Source organism: Micrococcus sp. Mcc89, from assembly GCF_024519795.1.
Taxonomy (GTDB): Bacteria; Actinomycetota; Actinomycetes; order Actinomycetales; family Micrococcaceae; genus Micrococcus; species Micrococcus luteus.
The window spans coordinates 1-1,274 of the sequence record NZ_JALJRI010000074.1; the positions used below are offsets into that span (position 1 = coordinate 1).

Below are 1,274 nucleotides of genomic sequence, written 5' to 3' on the forward strand. Positions count from 1 at the left end.
CAACCCTCGCACCGGTCAGATCGCGAGTTGACAACTATAGGAGCATCAACGCCCTCGCCGAGACTGTGAACGGCTCCTACAAGGCCGAACTCGTCCGCGGACCCGCACGCTCGGGGCCGTGGAAGACGGTCGAGGACCTCGAACTCGCGACGCTCGGATGGGTGCACTGGCACAACACCCAGTGCCTCCACGGATACCTTGGCGACGTCCCGCCCTCCGAGTTCGAGAACACGTTCTATGCTGTCCCCGACGACCACAACCTGCTGGTCGGAATCAAATAGCGCGAGTCTCCATCAGACCCAGGGCACTTCAGTCCGCACCGTCGAACTCGACCCCGAGCGAGCGCCCCTGATCGAGTGGGCGTTCAAGGCCTACGCCTCGGGGAACTGGACCGTCAGCCAGCTCCACGACGAACTCACCTCCCGCGGACTGGTCAGCCTGCCTACCCCGAAGCGGCCATCGAAGCCGCTGGCGGTCTCCTCGGTACATCGCCTGCTGACCAACCCGTACTACAAGGGCAATGTCGACTATCGCGGCACCCGCTATAAGGGCACCCACCCCGCGCTCGTCCCATCCGAGGTCTGGTACCAGGTCCAGTCCGTGCTCACCGCTCACAAGACCGCCGCCGAAGCCACCCAGGCCCACGACCACTACCTCAAAGGCACCATCCACTGCGGACAATGCGGATCGCGGCTGATCGTCTCCAACGCCAAGAACCGACACGGCAACGTCTACTGCTACTTCGTGTGCTCCGGTCGGCACTCCAAACGCACCGACTGCACCCGCGGCGCGATCCTGATCGCAGACGTCGAGAAGCTGATCGAGGACTACTACACCCGCGTACAGATCAGCCCCGCCCAGCGCGACGCCCTGTCCGGGATGCTCCACCACGAGTTCGACCGACTCATGGCCGCCGAGACCGACGAACTCGAACGCCTCACCACTCACCGAGACCGGCTCATGCAAGACCACTACGCCGACGCCATCCCGCTGCCCGTCCTCAAACGAGAACAAGACCGCATCCTGGGCGAACTCGACCGCCTCAACCGGCGTATCGACGCCCACCAAGGCGACTACGCCGACGCCCGCGCCCACCTCGACGACGCCCTCGGACTCCTGGCCAACTGCGCCGACATCTACCAACGGTGCGACGACGCCAACCGGCGCCTGTGCAACCAAGCCTTCTTCACCAAGGTCTACATCGACGAAGACAACGAACGGGTCTGCCATGAGTTTGCTTGACACGAGTTATCAGGCGGCGGCAGCCGCCTGGA

2 protein-coding genes are annotated in these 1,274 nt (G+C 64.1%); both read left to right on the plus strand.

What is annotated here, in order from left to right; genetic code table 11:
* A partial coding sequence (locus tag NR072_RS07670) for an integrase core domain-containing protein (protein ID WP_256836731.1) occupies positions 1-281 on the plus strand: 281 nt, incomplete at its 5' end.
* A complete protein-coding gene (locus NR072_RS07675; RefSeq protein ID WP_256836733.1) occupies positions 238-1,242 on the plus strand; it encodes a recombinase family protein in 1,005 nt (334 codons plus the stop codon). The genes NR072_RS07670 and NR072_RS07675, both read left to right, overlap by 44 nt.
* Positions 1,243-1,274: the final 32 nt, after the last annotated feature.

What these genes read in the sequence shown, in the direction of transcription:
- NR072_RS07675 (WP_256836733.1), top strand. Translation starts at nt 238, where the DNA reads ATGCTGTCCCCGACGACCACAACCTGCTGGTCGGAATCAAATAGCGCG.